Source organism: Methylacidimicrobium cyclopophantes, assembly GCF_902143385.2.
In the GTDB taxonomy this organism is placed as follows: Bacteria; Verrucomicrobiota; Verrucomicrobiia; order Methylacidiphilales; family Methylacidiphilaceae; genus Methylacidimicrobium; species Methylacidimicrobium cyclopophantes.
The window spans coordinates 1-1,733 of record NZ_CABFUZ020000012.1 but is presented as its reverse complement, the minus strand read 5'-3'; the positions used below and the strand labels follow the sequence as shown (position 1 = coordinate 1,733).

The following is a 1,733-nucleotide window of genomic DNA, read 5'->3' as shown; positions in this document are numbered from 1 at the left end:
CCCCCGGCGGCGGAGAATGGTTCGTTCCTGGAGGACCCTATCCCTTCTACTTCGAGCCGCTCAACGGAGCGACGGGAACCAACTTTACGGAATACTGGAAAGTTTCTCCATTCTGGCAACAGACGATCCAGATCACGAAGAGCCTCTCCCTGATCCTCGGCGCCAGGCTCGACCTCTACGTGATCGATGCACGGACCCCTCCCGGCACGCCCTCCCTGCTCTTCACGGAGCTGAACACCTCGGAACTCCTGCCGCTCTTCAACGTCAGCCCGACTTGGAAGCCCTATCCATGGATGACCACTTACTTCAACTTCAACTGGGCGCAGGCCACCGACGTTGGCGGCGGTGGAGGCTATTCGCCGATCTTTACGAGTCAAGCCTTTCATCTTCTCAACGAGTTGGAGGAGCTCGGGGTAAAATTCAGCCTCGCCCGCAACCGGCTTTTCCTGGCGGCGGACGTCTTCCACGAAAATACCTACCTCTTCAATTACCTCCTGCCGCCCAATCCGGCTCAGATCAATGGGTTCGAAACGACCGCTACCTATCAGCCGAATGCCCGGTTCTGGATCCGTGCCAATTATCTCTTCATGAGCGGAGTCGAGAATTGGAGCGCTTCGCCTTACGGGCCGCCGCTGACGCAGACCTACTCGACGGCCCAGGCGGACCGACTCGGCTTACCTCTGGACAATTCCGGCAACTTCCCTCCGGGAACCTATGCCTTGATCGGCTGGCCCGAGCAGACCTTCTCCGGAATGGCCACCTACCAGCTCGAGAACGGGCTCGGGATGACCGTGGGCGGGCTCGTTTTCAGCGATATCTACCTCGGCTACGAGCACCAGGTACGGATTCCTCCCGAGTTTGTTCTCAACGCACAAATGTTCTACGCGAGACCCCAGTGGGAGGCTCGGCTCTATCTCTTCAATTTCACCGACGAACGCTACTGGCTCCCCAATGGCTTTGCCTTCAGTCGGGTTCGGACGCTCAACCTCGATACGATCTATCCGGGCTGGCCCTTCTGGATCGAGGGGACGGTGACCTGGAAGTTTTAGCGGGAACGAAGATTCTGCACCCAGGAGGATTTGAACCCCCAACCCCCGGGTCCGAAGCCCGGTGCTCTATCCGATTGAGCTATGGGTGCCGGAGAAAATCAGGCTGAGCGATTTTCCCTTTGCCGTCAAGACAGGGCAGTCGCTCAAAAGAAGACGCGGACCGTTCCCATGACCCAAAAGGGAAGCCCGATCAAGACCTTGTCGTAATTGTAAACCCGGTCTCCCTGGAAGCCGGTCCCGGTAGGGAACCAGTAGTGGTTGTCGGTCAGGTTGTAGATCTGCACCCGTCCCTCCCACCGCTTCGTCGCATAGAAGAGGCTCGCATTGAGGGTATAGTCGACGGGGATGCGGGTCGCATAGTCGTAGGAGAGGAACATCCCGCTCTGGATCCAGAGCCAGAAGGAGGCACCGAAACCCATGTCCGATTTGTAGGTGGCCATCGCGGTCCCATGTTCGTGCGGAAAGCCGATGAAAGGATATATTCCCGTCGGGAGCGTCGTGTAGGGATCGACGGGAAGATTGTATCTCGCCGCCGTCGCCGCCGAGTAATTCTGGATCACGGTGGGGCCGGTTTGAGCGGCGCTCTGGGTCCAAAATTCCTCGCCGGTCAGATAGTCGAATCCAAAGGTGTAGGTCCAGTTCCGATTCGGCTGATAGGTCCCGGCCAGCTCGGCGCCGAGCACG

1 tRNA gene and 2 pseudogenes are annotated in these 1,733 nt (G+C 58.6%); 1 reads left to right on the top strand and 2 read right to left on the bottom strand.

What is annotated here, in order from left to right:
• A pseudogene (locus tag FN369_RS10915) lies at positions 1–1,049 on the top strand (TonB-dependent receptor); the annotation flags it as partial.
• 15 nt (positions 1,050–1,064) lie between these two features.
• Here FN369_RS10915 and FN369_RS00390 read toward each other — a convergent pair.
• Together FN369_RS00390 and FN369_RS00385 are read right to left on the bottom strand one after the other, a co-directional pair.
• A tRNA-Arg gene (locus FN369_RS00390) sits at positions 1,065–1,138 on the bottom strand.
• A 54-nt stretch (positions 1,139–1,192) separates the two neighbouring features.
• Positions 1,193–1,733 (bottom strand): annotated as a pseudogene (locus FN369_RS00385) (TonB-dependent receptor); the annotation flags it as partial.